The 17308-nt window shown below is 46.6% G+C and carries 15 protein-coding genes; 5 read left to right on the top strand and 10 right to left on the bottom strand.

The features are described 5' to 3' along the window. Positions 1 to 278 precede the first annotated feature (278 nt). The 3 genes from C7I86_RS08490 to C7I86_RS08500 all read right to left on the bottom strand — a co-directional run bounded on the left by C7I86_RS08490 (position 279) and on the right by C7I86_RS08500 (position 3640). Entirely contained in the window at positions 279 to 1397 is a 1119-nt protein-coding gene (locus C7I86_RS08490; RefSeq protein ID WP_020862357.1) for a hypothetical protein, read from the bottom strand. Between the two features lie 63 nt (positions 1398 to 1460). Continuing rightward, positions 1461 to 2720 carry a bifunctional ornithine acetyltransferase/N-acetylglutamate synthase gene (gene argJ / locus C7I86_RS08495; protein WP_010872831.1) on the bottom strand — a complete coding sequence of 420 codons (1260 nt, stop codon included), beginning with the start codon at positions 2718 to 2720 and terminating at the stop codon, positions 1461 to 1463. Between the two features lie 107 nt (positions 2721 to 2827). Further along, complete coding sequence (locus C7I86_RS08500) at positions 2828 to 3640, bottom strand: tetratricopeptide repeat protein (RefSeq protein WP_020862355.1); 813 nt, start codon at positions 3638 to 3640, stop codon at positions 2828 to 2830. Between the two features lie 255 nt (positions 3641 to 3895). Here C7I86_RS08500 and C7I86_RS08505 point away from each other — a divergent pair, with 255 nt between their 5' ends. Continuing rightward, positions 3896 to 5071: an AGE family epimerase/isomerase gene (locus C7I86_RS08505; protein WP_010872833.1), complete on the top strand. Its 1176-nt coding sequence runs from the start codon at positions 3896 to 3898 to the stop codon at positions 5069 to 5071. A 93-nt stretch (positions 5072 to 5164) separates the two neighbouring features. Here C7I86_RS08505 and C7I86_RS08510 read toward each other — a convergent pair whose 3' ends face one another. The 3 genes from C7I86_RS08510 to C7I86_RS08520 form a co-directional block, all read right to left on the bottom strand. Continuing rightward, positions 5165 to 5608 (bottom strand): secondary thiamine-phosphate synthase enzyme YjbQ, encoded by a 444-nt coding sequence (locus tag C7I86_RS08510; RefSeq protein WP_010872834.1) that lies wholly within the window; start codon positions 5606 to 5608, stop codon positions 5165 to 5167. A gap of 213 nt (positions 5609 to 5821) precedes the next feature. Further along, positions 5822 to 7510 carry a DUF3685 domain-containing protein gene (locus C7I86_RS08515; protein WP_010872835.1) on the bottom strand — a complete coding sequence of 563 codons (1689 nt, stop codon included), beginning with the start codon at positions 7508 to 7510 and terminating at the stop codon, positions 5822 to 5824. A gap of 85 nt (positions 7511 to 7595) precedes the next feature. After that, on the bottom strand, positions 7596 to 8702 hold the full coding sequence (locus C7I86_RS08520) for an ABC transporter ATP-binding protein (RefSeq protein ID WP_010872836.1): 1107 nt from the start codon (positions 8700 to 8702) through the stop codon (positions 7596 to 7598). Positions 8703 to 8847: 145 nt separating this feature from the next. On the opposite strand from C7I86_RS08520, the gene C7I86_RS08525 reads away from it, so the two are divergent. From C7I86_RS08525 to C7I86_RS08540, 4 genes are all read left to right on the top strand, one after another. Then, a complete protein-coding gene (locus C7I86_RS08525; protein WP_010872837.1) occupies positions 8848 to 9582 on the top strand; it encodes a hypothetical protein in 735 nt (244 codons plus the stop codon). Between the two features lie 69 nt (positions 9583 to 9651). Beyond that, positions 9652 to 10527, top strand: a complete 876-nt coding sequence (locus C7I86_RS08530) for a CbiQ family ECF transporter T component (protein WP_010872838.1) — start codon at positions 9652 to 9654, stop codon at positions 10525 to 10527. Next, complete coding sequence (locus tag C7I86_RS08535; RefSeq protein WP_010872839.1) at positions 10431 to 11888, top strand: anthranilate synthase component I; 1458 nt, start codon at positions 10431 to 10433, stop codon at positions 11886 to 11888. The genes C7I86_RS08530 and C7I86_RS08535 overlap by 97 nt, the downstream gene beginning before the upstream one ends. Positions 11889 to 11893: 5 nt before the next feature. Next, on the top strand, positions 11894 to 12724 hold the full coding sequence (locus tag C7I86_RS08540) for an EI24 domain-containing protein (protein ID WP_020862353.1): 831 nt from the start codon (positions 11894 to 11896) through the stop codon (positions 12722 to 12724). Between the two features lie 61 nt (positions 12725 to 12785). Here C7I86_RS08540 and hemN read toward each other — a convergent pair whose 3' ends face one another. The 4 genes from hemN to C7I86_RS08560 form a co-directional block, all read right to left on the bottom strand. Next, positions 12786 to 14186 carry an oxygen-independent coproporphyrinogen III oxidase gene (hemN, locus tag C7I86_RS08545; protein WP_010872841.1) on the bottom strand — a complete coding sequence of 467 codons (1401 nt, stop codon included), beginning with the start codon at positions 14184 to 14186 and terminating at the stop codon, positions 12786 to 12788. A 260-nt stretch (positions 14187 to 14446) separates the two neighbouring features. Continuing rightward, on the bottom strand, positions 14447 to 15199 hold the full coding sequence (locus tag C7I86_RS08550) for a heme oxygenase (biliverdin-producing) (protein WP_010872842.1): 753 nt from the start codon (positions 15197 to 15199) through the stop codon (positions 14447 to 14449). Positions 15200 to 15263: 64 nt separating this feature from the next. Beyond that, positions 15264 to 16340, bottom strand: a complete 1077-nt coding sequence (gene acsF / locus C7I86_RS08555; protein ID WP_010872843.1) for a magnesium-protoporphyrin IX monomethyl ester (oxidative) cyclase — start codon at positions 16338 to 16340, stop codon at positions 15264 to 15266. Positions 16341 to 16914: 574 nt separating this feature from the next. Next, positions 16915 to 17280: a hypothetical protein gene (locus tag C7I86_RS08560; RefSeq protein WP_010872844.1), complete on the bottom strand. Its 366-nt coding sequence runs from the start codon at positions 17278 to 17280 to the stop codon at positions 16915 to 16917. Positions 17281 to 17308: the final 28 nt, after the last annotated feature.

A 17308-nucleotide genomic window follows, 5' to 3' on the forward strand; every position in this document is an offset into this window, starting at 1 on the left:
TTGGATCACAGGAATCTTTAAGAGCGTGTTTGGAAAGTTTTATTCCGCCCCCTAAATTTCCTCACTGAAGCTCCGACAATACTGGGGGACTTTCACTCAGTTTTCCCTTAAATTTGGGGGGTCGGGGGGCTTTTAAAACACTCTCTAATGTCACCGAAGAAAGTATTGACAAAATTAGGTATTGTCCCCAATTAGTCCTCTAAAGCTCTGATCATACTGGGGGAATTGTGTGCAACTTTTCGCCAACCGCTGCCAGTTCCCAGAGGATAACTGGGGTACTAAGCTCCACCATTATCTTGATTTTGCCACGTACTACGCCAGGCTAATTCTGCCTTGGCCGTCACCTGCTGCCGCTCTAACTGACGATATTGTTTTTCCAGTTTATTTAAATCCTTGAGATAGGTGTGAATTTGTTTGCGAATTAATCCCAGATTAACGTCAGCAAATTCCAGATCCTTGAGCCGCAAATTCAGGGCTGTCAAACGACTAATTTGTCCCCGTTTTGACCGGTGAATCAATTCCTCTAGGGCCTCTGGAGAAAGATCTTCATCGTCATCATCATCGTTTTCCGTATCATCCTCCCCTTGGTCAGTAGGCGGTGGGGAGACATTGTCCGACTCGGGTTTTTGAGCTTTTTCGATCAATAAATTGACCACGTGGGGCATTTTTTCTCGGTTGGGGGCTAGCCGGTCATCCTCCGACTGTAGGGCCATTTCTAGAATATGGAGGGGCAGATTGGGAGGAATAATTTTACTAGCAGTGAGCAAACGGTTAATGTTCATCGACAGGGCTACCACACTACGGTGCAGGACTTTTTCCACCTGTAAATGCCATTTTTGTAAATCCTCAGGAGTTTTAATCACGGTCGGTACTTTGGCTTCCGTAGACCCCATCCCCTGGGGCAATAGCATTTCTAGGGATAGGCCTTCTTTCTGTAGGGCTTGACTGAGAAAGTCTTTGATTTCCTGTAAGTCCGGAATATTGCTATCTTCGGGTTTTTCCTCCTCTGGAACCTCTCCATCGCTCCCCAATAGGATCAATTCTTCCGTTTCCTCTGGGGTGTTCTCTGGTTCCTCCACAATCTGTTCCTGGCGGGAAGAGTCCAGAAAAATTCCTTCTTTTTCCAAGTTTGCTAGCAGTTGCTCATAAAATTTGGCGATCGCCGTGCGTAATTGGGTCTGAAATTTATGACGGGGATTGTAATCTAGCTGGAGAAAAGCATCGGGATAAATTTGGGTACAAATCTGATAGACGGCATAGACCCCCTGCTGTTGGAGAATCTGTCCCAGACGCTGGGCATACTGGTCATAGGTGGCGGCAAAGTGATGCCCCAGAATGGCCGTTTGATTTTCGATCTGAGTTAACTGCTCACGGATTTTAGGGATGGAACGGGTCATGGGCACTAGTCTAACAACAGGGCGAGGCAATAGGACTAGATTTTATCCCAGCGACCCAACAGATCAGGTCGTGTAATCCGCATTGATCCGGACATAGTCATAGCTCAAATCACAGCCCCAAGCGGTTCCTTGCCCCGAACCAGTACCTAGATCCACCTGAATTAGTACTGTGTCCTGTTCTAGATAAGCGCCAGAAGCGGCCTGCTTGAGGTAGTTGCTCGCTCCAGGGCGATCAAATTCTAGGGGTTGGCCCTGGTCCATAAGTACGTAGTTGCCCAATTTAATCAGTAGATTATTTTGGTCAAATTTAACTCCAGCTCGCCCCGCTGCCCCGGCAATGCGTCCCCAGTTGGGATCCCGACCAAATACGGCGGATTTAACTAGGGAAGAACCGGCAATGGTTCTGGCCACGGCCCTGGCAGATTGATCATCCGGGGCCCCAGTGACTTGAATTTCCATCAAACAGGTAGCCCCTTCCCCATCCCTGGCGATCGCCTTGGCCAAATGTTGGCACACAGCAGTGAGCATGGCTTCCAGCTTCTCGGCGTTGGGGCCCATTTCCGTAATGGCGGCGGTGCGGGATTCCCCATTGGCTAGGGCAAAGAGACTATCATTGGTGCTGGTGTCCCCGTCCACAGTCACCTGGTTAAAGGTTTTTTGGGTGGCCCGACTGAGCATCTGCTGCCAGAGGGCGGTGGAAACCGCCGCATCACAGGTGACAAAAGCTAGCATGGTGGCCATGTTGGGGTGAATCATGCCAGAGCCCTTGGCAATGCCCCCCATCCTCACCGGGCGACCATCAATTTCTGTTTCCAGGGCGATGGTTTTAGGCACCAAATCCGTGGTCATAATGGCCCTCGCCGCCTTATCGCCGCCATTGGGGGCAAGGGATTGAATTAATGGGGTAATGCCCTGGCGTAACTGCTCCATTTTGATGCGTTGGCCAATGACACCAGTGGAAGCGAGCAGAATACTTTCGGGGGAAATGTTTAGCCCCTGGGCCAGCAGTTGGGCCGACTCCACCGCATCGTCCCAGCCCTGTTTGCCCGTGCCGGCATTGGCTTGGCCAGAGTTCACCAAAATAGCCCTAGCGCTGGCCTTAGCCTGTAACCTTTGGCGACAATAGTCCACACAGGCTGCCCGCACCTGACTGGTGGTAAAAACTCCCGCGGCGATCGCCTCAGTTTCGGAGTAAATCAGGCTTAAATCGGGGGAACCGGACGGTTTTAGTCCCGCCGTGATGCCTGCCGCCTTAAAACCTTTGGGGGCGGTGATGTTGCCCTCAATTACCTGCCAGTCAGCCATAGGAAAAGCCTGCCACATTCTCAAACTCAGAGGCCAATCATAGCAGTTCTGCTCGGGGTTAATTATTGGTCCTTCAACCCCGGTCAGGAATTGCTGATTTTCGCCTTTGTCCCTTGGCGATGGGATTAATAACCCAACAATTGACGAATTTCTGTCGCCCTTTCTGATTCTCCCTGGCGATCAAGCAAATTAATTGCCTGGATCATGTCTTCCAAGGATTCCTCCACTTCCCCCTGTTCCGACCGGATACCGGCCCGGAGAATAAACGCATCAGCATTGTAAGGATTGAGGCGAATGGTGCGATTTAAATCAGCCAAGGCCCGTTCGTAATTGTTCACCATGGCATAGGCTAGCCCGCGAAAATAATGGGCTTCCTCAGAACGGGGATCAAGCTCTATGGCTCGGTCAAAATCGGGAATGGCCTGGCGTGGTTGTTCTAACCCCAATTGGGCTTGACCACGACAGATTAAAAGATCTACATCCTGGGGATCAAGCAAGATTCCCTGGCTACAGTCATCGATCGCCCCTTGGTAATTATTGAGTACTCCGTGGACGTTAGCCCGATTGAAATAGATGGCTGGGTCCTTAGGGTTTAGGGCAATGGCCTGGTCAAAGTCCGCCAGGGCATCGGTGTACTGTTCGATCACCATATAGGCTACCCCCCGCAAATTATAGGCATCGGCATTCTGGTCATCGGTGTCGATTACCTGGGTAAAAATGGCGATCGCCTTGAGGGGAGAACCACTTTCCAGTTCATCGAACCCCTCTAGCAACTTTTGTTCTATGGCGGCGGCAGAATTTTGTTCCTGGGCAATGAAAGGAGGGGTAAGGGCCGCCTGACTGGGTAAAACTCCCCCTAGGCCAGGGCCGAAAGTGCAGAAACCAACGGTGGCGATCGCCGTTAAGAAAGGAAAAATGGGACGGGGGAAACAAATCATGGCAGGCAACACTGGGCGGGGAAGAAAAAATGCCTTCTTTATTTAATGATGGTTTAAAGAATGAAATTAATCCCGCTTTTTATTAACAACGTAAGGATTTTTAACAAATTTTCACAGTTATCGGCCGCAGTAAAAAAATAACCGACTCCCGGGGGACAAAATTGGCTTTTTGCCCAGTCGTGCTATGTTGTGTTGTTGTCTGAAAACTGAGCCATTGCGCACCGCCATCCATCACATAGTTAATAGTTTAATTGTATGATTGCCCATCGCCGTCAGGAGTTAGCCCAGCAATATTACCAGGCTTTACACCAGGACGTATTGCCCTTTTGGGAAAAATATTCCCTCGATCGCCAGGGGGGCGGTTACTTTACCTGCTTAGACCGTAAAGGCCAGGTTTTTGACACAGATAAATTCATTTGGTTACAAAACCGTCAGGTATGGCAGTTTGCCGTTTTCTACAACCGTTTGGAACCAAAACCCCAATGGTTAGAAATTGCCCGCCATGGTGCTGATTTTTTAGCTCGCCACGGCCGAGATCAAGACGGTAATTGGTATTTTGCTTTGGATCAGGAAGGCAAACCCCTGCGTCAACCCTATAACGTTTTTTCCGATTGCTTCGCCGCCATGGCCTTTAGTCAATATGCCTTAGCCAGTGGGGCGCAGGAAGCTAAAGCCATTGCCCTGCAGGCCTACAATAACGTCCTACGCCGTCAGCACAATCCCAAAGGTCAATACGAGAAGTCCTATCCAGGTACTAGACCCCTCAAATCCCTGGCGGTGCCGATGATTTTAGCCAACCTCACCCTGGAGATGGAATGGTTATTACCGCCTACTACCGTGGAAGAGGTGTTGGCCCAAACCGTCAGAGAAGTGATGACGGATTTCCTCGACCCAGAAATAGGATTAATGCGGGAAGCGGTGACCCCCACAGGAGAATTTGTTGATAGTTTTGAAGGGCGGTTGCTCAACCCAGGACACGGCATTGAAGCCATGTGGTTCATGATGGACATTGCCCAACGCTCCGGCGATCGCCAGTTACAGGAGCAAGCCATTGCAGTGGTGTTGAACACCCTGGAATATGCCTGGGATGAAGAATTTGGTGGCATATTTTATTTCCTTGATCGCCAGGGCCACCCTCCCCAACAACTGGAATGGGACCAAAAGCTCTGGTGGGTACATTTGGAAACCCTGGTTGCCCTAGCCAAGGGCCACCAAGCCACTGGCCAAGAAAAATGTTGGCAATGGTTTGAGCGGGTCCATGATTACGCCTGGAGTCATTTCGCCGATCCTGAGTATGGGGAATGGTTTGGCTACCTGAATCGCCGGGGAGAGGTGTTACTCAACCTAAAAGGGGGGAAATGGAAAGGGTGCTTCCACGTGCCCCGAGCTCTGTGGCTCTGTGCGGAAACTCTCCAACTTCCGGTTAGTTAATCGTTCTTCCATAGCTAAGGGAACTACTCCTCCCTGATAGGGCAAGGAAAGCAAATCCCCGTTTATGAAGGTTAGATTTAGTCAGCAATGGAGTTAAACTTCACCGCTGACGTGGACAATTACTTCCCGTTGATGGGGCCGTTGCCGATGCTCCCAGAGAAAAACTCCTTGCCAGGTTCCCAAGCCTAAACGACCATTGACAATGGGAATGTGCTCACTGGTCTTGGTTAAGGCAGACCGGATATGGGCAGGCATATCGTCCAAACCCTCTGTGCTATGGCGGTAACGACGACCATCCTCTGGCACCAATTGGGCAAAGAAAATGGCCAGATCCGTCAACACATCGGGGTCAGCATTTTCTTGGATAATTAACGAGGCGGAAGTATGGCGTACAAATACGGTGCAAAGTCCTGTTTTAACGCCGGAATGTTGCACCACTGCCTGAATTTTGCTGTTGAAATTATGGAGACTTTTGCCCTGGGTGGCAATGACTAAAATCTCTTGATGTTGACGAAAAGTAGCGGCAGAGGAGATCATTTTATTAGCTGAAAATATAGAGTAAATTTGAGGTTAGATTTAGGTAAATTAGGATTATTCTAAGTAAATTGAGTAAGTAGCCACAAGCATAGCTAATTTAATCGCAGGCAAGAAAGTAGTTACAAAGCTTTGCTAGAAATTAATTTTTGTCTAATTGCTTCCGCCATCGTTAAGCTAAACTGCCGTATTGAATCAGAGCCAGGCCTACGGAGATCAGTTAGAACGCTTTTGTTGACTGCGGCTTTCCTGCCAGGTATTGCCAATACCCTGGATAATGCCTTTCCCCACCAGCCCGATCGCCCGGCCAACCACTTGGGTTAGCAAAAATACCAGACCGTTGCCCACAAATTCAATCACCGATCTGACACGGGGAGAAAGAGCGTCGCGACATTCCAGGACGATGGTGACAAACCAAGGTACTGCCCTTAGTTGGGTTAATTCCTGTTGCCGAGGAGCATAAACCTGGGTGGTCACAATCCCGGCGGGGGTGAGATACAACAGGGTATGTTGACTTTCAAAAATTTGTTTGGGATTAAGCCAGTAACGGCTAAATTGATAGTACCAAGCTAGATCATTACGGAACCGGGCTACTTGCCGAGAAGAAAGCATGGAGTATTCATAAAGGGCAAGTTTAATGGCTTCATGGTCAGCAAAATAGTTCAAAATGAAAACCATGGTGCTGTTAGCCAATTGAATAACTAAATTCTGGGCGTATAGGTCACTATATTGTTGCGCTTCCGTGGAGCCTAAGGGGTATGCCTTTTGATTTACCACCAGGGGCTCGCCAAAAAGAAGATGGTGAAACAGGGGCACAACAAAGGGAATTTTAACCAATTTTTCCCGGCAAATAATGGGCTGGTAGACTTCCAATAAAGACTGGATTTGCTCAAGGCTAAACTCGCTTTTGGGCTGACAGTATTTACCAAAAAAGGTCAGGCTTAAAGACCGCCACATTTCCGCCACAATGGATAGGCAATTTTCTGGCAACTGGGCTGGGGTAATCCGTAGAGCTTTGAGTTCGTTAATGGTGGTTTCCAGTTGTTGTTGCCCCAAGGAAAGAAGTTCCTGACGTTTAAGGGGTTGGAGAATGTCCAACTCCAGGGGGATGGCGGTAAGGTTTTCCACCTGTAGGGGCATTTGTTGGAGAATTTGTCCCAGGGCAGTGAGGTTGCTGGGGGGACGCAGAGTAATGGTCCTAACTCCAGAACGGCGGGGACTGGGGGGAGAAGGGGGCAAGACGGTGGTGGTGGCAGTCAGGATATTAGTCGCTTTATGCCAGGTTTTGAGGCGCTGGGGCAATAAATTCCGCACTAACCACTGGGCAAATTTCAGTTCTCTTTCTCTGCCCCGCCAAAATAGTCGGTCAAAGTCCGATAGGGATGGTACCTGTAAACTCTTCTGGACTTGTTGGAGGCTTTGTTCAATTTGTCCTAATCCGTCCCGGAACAGGGGCCAGATCAACTTTTCCCACAGGCTCAGGGGGGGCGCATTGACGGTTTGCAAACTAGGCCAGCAGGTTTGCCCAAAATGAACCTGTTTTAAGCCCGTTACCAAGTCGGCGATCGCCGTTCCTTTGGGAAAGTAGGCCGCAATGCCCTGGGTTTTGGCCGCCAGTAGTTGATCGTATTCCAAACTAGCGGTGAGCAAGCAAATTTTGACCTGGGGGTAAGCACTGCTCAATTGCCGTAGGAGGGGCCAGGCAGATTGGGAGCGGCGGGGAAACTGGGGGTCGATCAATAAAATACTGGGAGCTAGGGTTTCTAGCTGTTGCCGCAGATCGTCCAGGGTTTCTCCTTCCCCCAACACTTGCACACCGGTCTCCCTCCCCAGCACGGTGATCAATCCCAGGCGAAACACGGGATCCTCATCAACAATGACAATGGTTAAGGGAGATTCACTCACGGCAATGGTGGGGCCACAACACCGCCCATTCTAGAACGTTAACTGACTAACACATACCATTGAATTAAATTTGAATTAAATTGCCTCAGCCCTGGGCAAATAGGGGAGGACAGGGATTGGTGGGAGTTAAGTTGACCCGACTGCCCACCGGAATTACCGTTTGCAAAGAAGTACGGGCATGAATCTGTCGACCGGCCGGGGTTTCCAAGCAGTAGCGGTATTCCCGGCCCAAAAATTGGCGATCGCGGATGACCACTGGGCCATCACTGGCGGGGCTCAGTTCAATTTCCTCTTCCCTCAACATTAGTTCCCCCACTGAGGGCAATTCAGGCTGAATGCCTTGGAAAGTTAAAGGCCATTGGCCAAACTCCGTGGCCCAAAGTGTTCCCTGTCGCTGGGCCGGAACAAAATTGGCCTGGGTAACAAATTCCGCCACAAAACGGGAAGCAGGCGATCGATAAATTTCCTCTGGGGTGCCGATTTGCTCCAAGTTCCCCCGATACATCACCCCAATGCGATCGGAAATGGCCATGGCTTCTTCCTGATCGTGGGTGACAAAAATAGCGGCCGTACCGGTGGCTTTGAGGATATGGCGGATTTCATGGCGTAACCTTTGGCGCACTTGCACATCCAGATTACTGAGGGGTTCATCCAACAAAATTAGGTTAGGTTTAGGGGCCAAAGCCCGGGCCAGGGCAATGCGTTGTTGTTGACCACCGGATAGTTCGTGGGGATAGCGTTTTTCCAGTCCCGTTAATCCCACCAAATGGAGCACCTCTGCCACCCGCCCTTGGATTTGTTGACGGTTCAATTTTTGGGATTTATGGCGCAGGCCAAAGGCGATATTGTCGGTAATGGTGAGGTGAGGAAACAGGGCGTAATCCTGAAAGACCATGCCTGTTTGACGCTGTTCTGGGGGAGTGAGTCCATTTTCCCCAGAAACACAATCCCCCTCCAAATGAACGGTGCCACTGGTGGGGGTTTCAAAGCCTGCAATGATTCTCAACAAAGTTGTCTTGCCACAACCCGATGGTCCTAATAGTCCCAGAATTTCCCCTGGCGCTAGATTAAAGTTGATTTTCTGGAGTACTGGGGTGGATTGCCCCCGGAAGCTTTTGCCTAAGTCCTGTACCGTTAAAACAGAGTCTTCTATGGAAAGGCGGGCAACGGGAGAAAATTGGGCGACTGTCATAGGAACCAGGGGCAAAAAAGCAGCAACAATAGTGGGAGGACTGATCCCGTTTAAAACTCAGACCTGATTCAGATCTAAACTGTTTAAAGCAAGTATTTAAACGGTACTTTAAATAAGAATTATTTGCAAGAGTTAAGGTTAACATATGATTTCAGCCGACCTCAATCCCCACTCTGTCCCTTGGTGGATTCTTGCTCCCCAGGGCACTGAAGCTCAGGCGATCGCCAAGGGGTTGGGAAAAACTGACCAGATATATTTGCAGGCGATGCCAGTGGGGGCCACAGCGGTGCAATCTTTTTTGGCAAATCTGGCCCAAACCTGGGCGAAAAGTGAAAAGCCCCAAGGTTTATTGGTGATGGGGGTGACTGGGAGTTTATCTGCTGATTACGGCATTGGCCAGGCCCTTTGGGTAGAGCAATGTCAATATTGGGAGAGTGGGAACCATGGTCAGCGACAAGAATACGTTGGCGATCGTCGTTTGATGGACCGGGTTAACCATTTACTGGGGCCAGAGTGGCAGATTCCCGCAGTGAGAGGCATTACCGTGTCGGAGGTGGTTTGTCGGGGGGAGGAAAAAGAACTGTTGGGAAAAAAATCCGGTGCCCAGGTGGTGGATATGGAAAATACAGCGGTGTTGGCTTTTGGGGAAGCAAAACAAATTCCTGTGGCCATTTTGCGGGTGGTGAGCGACACCATGACCCAGGATTTACCGGATCTCAACGGAGTTTTTACTGAGCAGGGGGCTTTGCAACCCTTACCCTTAGCTAAAGCTTTATTGCGCCGTCCCTTGGCCGCAGGTCATTTAATCCAAGGTTCCCTAAAGGCCTGTGCCCAGTTAACGGCGATCGCCCAGAGTTTGAGTGGGGCACTGGGGAAATAGGGAAAATCCCCCGCTGATGGGATTGTGGCAAAATGCTAGGGAAGCAATTGTTGTAGGGCGGGCCTTGCTATGGACTTGATGCGGTCTTTACCCATCGGCTTGTATTTGGAAAATCCGGTGACTTGGTTGCACCGCCTTGATCCCAGGGTAAAACTAGCTTGGCTAATGAGTTTTTTGTTAGCCCCAGTGTTGGCCAACGCTATTTGGCGCCTTGGCATTGTCATTTTTCTAATTCTATTAACCTTTGCAGTCCGTATTCCCTGGCGGGTATGGAAGCAACAAATGGGCTTACTGGTATTTTTTTCTGGCCTAATTTTCCTGTTAACTACCTTTAGTCCCGACGGTTTCACTGTGTTAGAACAACCCCGATCGCCTACCAGTGAAATTGTGGTATCCCCGACCTCATACCAGTACGTTTTATTTGAATGGGGCAGATTATTAGTTACTCGCCGCTCTTTGGAGTTGGGAATTCGCATTAGCACTTTGATTTTTACCCTGGTTTATAGCACCAATTTATATTTGCTCACCACTGCCCCGGAGGAAATTACCGCTGGACTAGAAGAATTAATGGCTCCCCTACGGCGCTTTAAATTACCCATTACAGAAATCACCTTAATTTTGACCCTTGCTTTACGATTTATCCCCTTGGTGATGGAAGAAATTCAAAATCTATTCCGTTCCATTCGCACTAGGGCCATTAATTGGAAAAAACTGGGCATTAAACGGAGCGCTCAAATCTGGATTTTAGTGGTGGAAAGATTACTAGAAAACCTTTTATTGCGGGCAGAACAAATGGCGATCGCCATGGAAGTGCGGGGCTTCACCACTCCCAACGAGCATCAAGTTCAGTGGCATCAATTGCGCATTGTTCGGGCGGATTGGTTGGTGCTGGGAACTTTGATTTTATTTTGGGGGGCTCGGATCCTGTGGGGAGGCATGGCCTGATGGAACTCCAACCCTGGCATTGGTGTTGTTTGCCCCTAGAAGGCCGCACGGGCAGTGAAATTTTTAGTCAATTATTTGGTCATCAAGGCATCGCCACCCTACTAGAAAGTCCCTATCCTGCTTCACCGGATCATCCCCATTTAGGCCGTTATTCCCTCTGTGCCGGCCAACCGAGAAAGGGTAGGTTATGGACTCCTAAGCCGGAAGAGATTTTTAGCTTTTTAAACCAACTTTGCCCATGTAATCATGATGTAAATTTGACAAAAAATATTCCTGAACATTTACCTTTCCATGGCGGTTGGTTAGGCTGGTTAGGTTACGACACTGCTTGGGCAATTGAAAAATTACCTTATTCAAAAGCTGATGATTTACCTTTTCCGGTGGCCTATTGGTACGAGCCTGAAAATTTTGTAATTTTAGATCATCAAGAGCAATTATTATGGTTAGCTACTACCGACCAGGAGAAAATTAAGTTTTTTCAAACTCAGTTAGCAGATAAAATCAACTCAGTTTCATCGCCTCAAGTGCCTCCCTTAAATTTGACCTATACCACTGACCAAGATCAGTACGAAACCATGGTCAATCAAGCGAAACAATATATTAAAGCCGGAGATATTTTTCAAGCTAATTTAACACTACGTTTCATTGCTAAAACTGAGCAAAAGCTTAACAGTTGGCAGGTCTATCAACATCTACAAACTATCAATCCTTCTCCTTTCGCTAGTTACTGGCGATCGCCGTGGGGAGATGTGGTTAGTTGTTCTCCGGAAAGATTAGTTAAGTTAGAAGGCAATGTGGCCCAAACTAGACCCATTGCTGGCACTAGGGCAAGGGGCAAAAATCTGGCGGAGGATGAACAATTATTGCAGGAGTTGCTGGTTAACACCAAAGAGTTGGCAGAACATATCATGTTGGTGGATTTAGAACGCAATGACCTCGGCCGGGTCTGTACCTGGGGAACGGTGGAAGTAGATGAATTATTGGCGATCGAGCGCTATAGCCATGTGTCCCATTTAGTTAGTAATGTAAAAGGCATTTTACAACCAGATAAAACCGGAGTAGATTTGGTCAAAGCTTTGTTTCCCGGTGGCACCATTACCGGCTGTCCCAAAATACGTTGTTTAGAAATTATTGAAGAATTAGAACCAGTGCGGCGGAGTTTGTTTTACGGTTCCTGTGGCTACTGGGATCAACGGGGGAACTTAGATTTAAATATTCTCATTCGCACCCTGTTATTCACCTCTGGACAAGTGACAGGACAAGTGGGAGCCGGCATTGTGGCAGACAGTGATCCCGCCAAGGAATGGTTAGAATCATTGCAAAAAGCCAAAGCTTTATTGGCGGCATTGGAGGGACTATAAAAAATATGGGATTTTTCAAAGGCTTTACTTATCCACTCCGCACATTCAAAATTCTACGTGAAAGTCCAGGCTTATTAGTTTATATTATTATTCCTTTAATTATTAATATTAGCTTAGGTATTTTACTTTATTGGCAACTATTAAATCTAGGTAATGATAGCGTCGATATACTGCGTAATTATGCCCACGATTGGATTGAAATTTTAAACCGACGCATTCCCAAAGTACTGCCCTACATCTTGCCGGTGCTAAAATTTATCTTTTTTCTTTATATCTGGCTAATACGCTTACTATTGCTAGTTATTGCGGGATTTTTACTTTCCCAGGTGGGAGGATTATTAGGTTCTCCTTGGTATAGCATCTTGTCAGAAAAGCTGGAAACAAAACTCCTAGGTAAATTAGCCATTCAGGAAGTGGGATTGTTACAGGACATCAAACGAGCTTTAGCCTTTGAATTGAAAAAAATAGTTTTATTAATTACTTTTACCATCATCGGTTTTGCCACCAACCTTCTGCCTGCATTTGGTACTCCCCTAGCTGCAGTAGTGGGCATTAGCTCCACATCTTTATTAACTTGCCTAGATTTTTTTGACCCTCCCCTCGAACGCCGTCGTCTCAAATTTCGTCGTAAGTTACTATTGATTTTTCAATCTCTCCCCCTGAGCGCTGGCTTTGCCCTAGCAAGTTTAGTTTGGGTCAGCATTCCTCTGGTTAATTTAGTAACTATTCCTTTTTGTGTGACCGCTGGTACCTTATTTTTCTGCGAAGAAATTTACCCCCGGTTTTTCCAAGTCCAAGAAGAAATGGAGGCGGAGGTAAACAAGGGGGCGAATTAAATATTTATTTGCTAGTTCTTCTAGCTGATTTGATCATGATTTACCTAAGGAAAAAGAGTCCTTAAATTGCCCGAGAAAACATCTGTTGTTTGGATTTATTTTGTAGGTAAGTATCAAACACAGCGGCAATATTACGAATTAAAATTCGCCCCCGGGGGGTAACTTCCAAGCCATCCCCCAACCGACGGAGTAAACCATCCGCTTCCAGGACATCCAGGGCCGATAATTCCTTAGCAAAATAGTCGTTAAAATCACAGTCAAAGCCCAAATTATATTTGCTTTCTAATTCCTGGGCAGAGAGTTTAAATTGACACATTAATTCCTTGATTACAGTGCGACGAATTAAATCATCTTGACTTAGTTTAAACCCTTTTTCTATAGGCATTACTTCTCGGTCTAGGGCATTATAAAAAGCTTTTAATGTTTTATGATTTTGGGCATATACATCTTGCAACATACTGATGGAAGTGATGCCAAAACCCAATAAATCAGACTCCGGTTGGGTAGTGTAACCCTGGAAGTTACGGTGTAATTCTCCCCGCCGTTGGGCGATCGCCAACTCGTCATCGGGTTTGGCAAAATGGTCCATGCCGATAAATACATAGCCTTGCTCGGTAAGGTCTGCAATGGTAGCTTGCATAATTTTCAACTTTTCCTCCGCTGGAGGAAGGGCTGATTCGGGCATTTTCTTTTGTACTGGCTTGAGCCAAGGCACATAGGCAAAATTAAACACGGCAATGCGGTCAGGATTAAGCTGAGCTGTTTTGCGTAAGGTTTCCCTGAATGTTGCTAGGTTTTGATGGGGCAAGCCATAAATTAAATCCACATTAACGCTGTCAAAATTAGCTTGACGAATCCAATCCATTACCTGAAACAACATTGCTTCCGGTTGAATACGATTAACTGCCTGTTGCACTTGGCTATTAAAGTCTTGGATTCCAAAACTAATGCGATTAAAACCTAGTTGACGTAGGGCAAAAATATAATCCTTATCAACATAACATGGGTTAATTTCAATGGAAATTTCAGCATTTTCTGCCAATGGAAAAGCATCAGTAATAGTATTGAATAAAAATTCTGCTTGTTCCAGGGTTAAATAATTGGGGGTGCCCCCCCCCCAATGGAGTTGTTGCACCGGTCTTTGTTGATCAACTAAAGGAGCCACTAGGGCAATTTGCTTGGCTACTGCCTTTAGATAGGGGTCCACCGCTGGTTTGTGCTGGGTGATGATGGTATTACAACCGCAAAAATAACAAGCTTTAGCACAGAAAGGAATGTGACAATAAAGGGACAAGGGCGTTTTTTTGTAGTTGCCCAGGTTAATAGCTGTCTGAAAATCACTAGGATCAAATTCTTTGTTTAGCTCTGTGGCAGGGGGATAGCTAGTGTAGCGGGGAATGCCTTGATTGTATTTGTTTAATAACTCAGCGCTAAACTCAACAGTAGGAAATGTGGTGGTCATAAATTTAGATACTATCAGGATTATTTAAATGAATTTTTATCGAAGTATTTAGAGAATTTTACAACTGTTTTCATCGCTGGGAAAATATTTTGCAAATTCTCTTGAATTAACTGAATATTGAGTTGCCAAAATCAAGCAATAGTAAAAATATTGACAACTTAACTCACATTTGATTGTTTTTTATCTAGATTGTGTCTACATAAAATTGCAAAAGAGAGTATTAAATTGAAATAAACACTCTCTTAATTTTCCCGTTTAACCTATTCACCTACCATTAGGGTGATGGGATGACCAGCGGTACTGCGAGCCTCAGTACTGCCTGGACGATCCTGGCGAGTTAACAAGTCAAATGTGTGCTCACCGATCGCCGCTTTGATCAGGTCTTCGAGGTCATGCATAACTTCCCGATTGAGGGAAAAAGCATAATTGGCTTCTTCAACAATCCGGTTTATGGTGGCTTCATCTAAGGGCAAGCTGTTCAGCACATCCCGATAAATTTCCTTGAATTGACGGCGATCGCCTGGGGTAGGCAAACTGTCAAATTCGTACATGGCCGTGCCCTCTCCCTCCGGCAATTGTAAAGCGGAACGAATAATATTTTTCAGGCTTTGACCACCGGATAAGTCCCCTAGGTAACGGGTGTAACAATGGGCAATGAGTAGTTCCGGTTCACTTGCTGCAATAGTTTTGAGGCGATCGACATAAATTTTTGCACAGGGAGTAGGCTGGATTATTTGTTGCCAATTAGGGCCGTAATAGTAGGTCAAATCTTCAGCTAATTTATCAGTGCGATTCAATTCTGGAAAATAAATTGCGCTAATAATTTCATTGTCCCGATGTTGGCGTAAAGCTGCTTCTAGGGCACTGTAAAGATAATACAAATTAGCTAATAATTGCCGAAATGGTTCCCGCTCTACAATGCCTTTTAAAAAGCATTTCATGTAGGCAGTGTTTTCTGCCAAAGTGTGGGATTGTTGGGTACCGTAGCGGAGTTTTTGTGCAAGGTTAGTCATGGTTTTACCAAAGGTAATTAGCAATAATCAGCAAACAATTGGAGTAAGTTAAAAGTTGAATAAATTAACACACCATCCCCCGACGGGCTTCGGCGTCCACTGGCTTTTGCAGGAATATACAGATCATTTGCCAAATAATCACAGCAATCCACGGTGCCTTTTGGCAGAATTTGGCCAATTTCGGGGCTTCGCTGTTGGCGATCGCCGTTAGTTTTTCGTTAGCGCTGGCACAGGCTTCTAGGCGGGGGAAAAATTTAGGATTATCCGTGTCCAAAACTTCTGGAAAAGCTCTTGCTGCCGTTGCATTGGTATTTGTCACCACATCCACGTTATATTGCTTAGCATCTAGCCCCACCGACTGATAAAAATCCGTCCGCTCAAACACGGTTAGAGTATGGGTAACAAACACCGTTAAGAGGAAAAAGCGGGACCAAAGTCGGGATTGCCAAGTTTTCCACAGGGCTGTTTGGGAACGGAGTAAAGCCTTGAAAAAATCTCCGTGGCGGTTTTCATCCTGACACCAACACTCAAAATAGTTAAATAGGGGATAAATATTGTGGTCGGGATTCTTTTCTAAATGGCGAAACATTAAAATATAACGCCAATAACCAATTTTTTCTGATAAATAAACGGTGTAAATTACCCACTCTGGCGGGAAGAAAGTATAGGTTCTTTTTTGGGTTAAATAACGCAAATCGAGGGAAAGACCAAAATCCGCCATAGCTTTGTTAATAAAACCGGCATGGCGAGCCTCATCCCTAGCCAAAAGATGAAAAGCCTCTGCTAATTTGGGACTACGATTTTTGAGACGACGGGACAACTCTTTAAATAGCAGAAAACCAGAAAATTCCGAGGTGCAGGACCGCTCTAAAAAGTCAATAAAGGCTAAACGGGTGGCCCCATCAATGTGGTCAAAACTACGCTTGAAATCATCGTTACGCACAAAATGATAACGATTGTAATCGGCTCGCAATTCCTCCAACGCCGCTTCAATTTCCTCGTCCTGGAGGGTCAACACCAGATTGGCAACTTTATCAAAATCGGTGGTGTAAAAACGGGGGGTAAGGAGAGTTTCCTTTACCGGAGCTTTAATGCCGGGGCGAATGGTTTCTAACTGAGTCGGTAGGGTAGTGGATACCATCGTTAATTAACAGGAGAATCTTAAAAGGGATAAGGATTATGGCAAAAAGCCTAAAAGAAAATCAGGGTGAAAACCCAGGGAAAATTTTTGATGTTGCCTTTCATCCTGTCCAATTCCCCGGATCCTGACAAGACAGTTTCCATTGCTACCCCATAGTTTCCAAAGGGGAAAAATTATTACCTGGCCTGGGTTTTGATTATTTGTAAAGAAATGCTAATGTCTGCAAGTTGAAGCCTCAGAGCCTATTTTAAGAACCCCCCTGGCCTCCAAATTTGGTGGAAAGCTAGATAAAATTTCCCCGGTATTCCTAGAGCTTTAGTGGTTCGATTGAGAGGAAAATTGAAACTTTACCAACAGATTCTGAATCGAAGTAACAAAAAAACTGCCTGTGATTATTCTCACAAGCAGTGGAAGGGAATGGCACCCCCACAAATGGCTAGACCAAAGTTATGACTGATTTAGTTAAGACAGGGTACGCTTTATGGACTGAAGTTACTTATCTAAAAGTTTTTATCAACCCCTGTTGCCCCTGATTTAGCCTAATTGAGTATAAAACAGTAAATCAATGAGGTTTTTAGCGTTTAACCTTAACTTGGCGAGCCATTTCCTTGAAACGATTCAAACTAGGGCCAGGGGTACGACGAGCAACATTTTGGGGAATGGGGTCACCACTAGCAAAGGCCACCTGGCTGGGATCAACTTTGGCCTTGGGAGCCGGGGCCACTGGAGCGGAGGCAGGAGTTTCCACTGGGGCAGCCGCTTTAGTAGCAGACTTTTTCTTAATGGAAGTTTTTTTCGAAGTGGTCGGAGCCGGTTTTTCCACCGGAGCTACCTCCGATTTTACGATCGCCACGTCGGCCTCTTCCACCTGGGCGGGGGCTTGGCTTTCATCTAACTGGACGTAAAATTCTTTTTTAGCGCCAAACAATTTTTTTAACATTTTAATGTGGTTCTCCTAATTGGGCGGG

Origin of the sequence: Synechocystis sp. IPPAS B-1465 (assembly GCF_003015225.1) — a bacterium.
Classification (GTDB): Bacteria; Cyanobacteriota; Cyanobacteriia; order Cyanobacteriales; family Microcystaceae; genus Synechocystis.

Coding starts and splice junctions, on each gene's coding strand:
- C7I86_RS08490 (WP_020862357.1), bottom strand. CDS start 1,397: ATGACCCGTTCCATCCCTAAAATCCGTGAGCAGTTAACTCAGATCGAA.
- argJ (WP_010872831.1), bottom strand. CDS start 2,720: ATGTGGCAGGCTTTTCCTATGGCTGACTGGCAGGTAATTGAGGGCAAC.
- C7I86_RS08500 (WP_020862355.1), bottom strand. CDS start 3,640: ATGATTTGTTTCCCCCGTCCCATTTTTCCTTTCTTAACGGCGATCGCC.
- C7I86_RS08505 (WP_010872833.1), top strand. CDS start 3,896: ATGATTGCCCATCGCCGTCAGGAGTTAGCCCAGCAATATTACCAGGCT.
- C7I86_RS08510 (WP_010872834.1), bottom strand. CDS start 5,608: ATGATCTCCTCTGCCGCTACTTTTCGTCAACATCAAGAGATTTTAGTC.
- C7I86_RS08520 (WP_010872836.1), bottom strand. CDS start 8,702: ATGACAGTCGCCCAATTTTCTCCCGTTGCCCGCCTTTCCATAGAAGAC.
- C7I86_RS08525 (WP_010872837.1), top strand. CDS start 8,848: ATGATTTCAGCCGACCTCAATCCCCACTCTGTCCCTTGGTGGATTCTT.
- C7I86_RS08530 (WP_010872838.1), top strand. CDS start 9,652: ATGGACTTGATGCGGTCTTTACCCATCGGCTTGTATTTGGAAAATCCG.
- C7I86_RS08540 (WP_020862353.1), top strand. CDS start 11,894: ATGGGATTTTTCAAAGGCTTTACTTATCCACTCCGCACATTCAAAATT.
- hemN (WP_010872841.1), bottom strand. CDS start 14,186: ATGACCACCACATTTCCTACTGTTGAGTTTAGCGCTGAGTTATTAAAC.
- C7I86_RS08550 (WP_010872842.1), bottom strand. CDS start 15,199: ATGACTAACCTTGCACAAAAACTCCGCTACGGTACCCAACAATCCCAC.
- acsF (WP_010872843.1), bottom strand. CDS start 16,340: ATGGTATCCACTACCCTACCGACTCAGTTAGAAACCATTCGCCCCGGC.
- C7I86_RS08560 (WP_010872844.1), bottom strand. CDS start 17,280: ATGTTAAAAAAATTGTTTGGCGCTAAAAAAGAATTTTACGTCCAGTTA.